This is a genomic window from Campylobacter sp. US50a, from assembly GCF_004379015.1.
GTDB classification, from domain to species: domain Bacteria; phylum Campylobacterota; class Campylobacteria; order Campylobacterales; family Campylobacteraceae; genus Campylobacter_D; species Campylobacter_D jejuni.
Window position 1 is genome coordinate 1 of record NZ_RYYJ01000087.1, and the last position, 306, is coordinate 306.

At 29.1% G+C, this 306-nt stretch carries 1 pseudogene; it reads left to right on the forward strand.

Annotation, left to right across the window (positions count from 1 at the left end):
• Positions 1-306 (forward strand): annotated as a pseudogene (locus ELQ11_RS10215) (hypothetical protein); the annotation flags it as partial.

The window sequence follows — 306 nt, forward strand, 5'->3', positions numbered from 1 at the left end:
TTTTTAGCTAGAATTTCAGGTTTTAGAGATTGGCAAGAAAAAAGTGTTATTTTAGATGATTTTCATAAAAGGCAGACGCTAGAAGAATTGGACTTTTTAAAAGATATTATTAAAAATGAAACTTCTAGAAATATTATACTAGAATATTTAATAAAAGATGCCAATAGAAGGCCTTTATATTATTTAACACCCGCTGGGATAATTTTAATTTTAAATATAACAACCAAAGCAAAAAAACTATTCATAATAAACATAACTTCTCTAGGAGGAAAAGCAACATCCACCGCCCACTCTCTCTACCCCTAC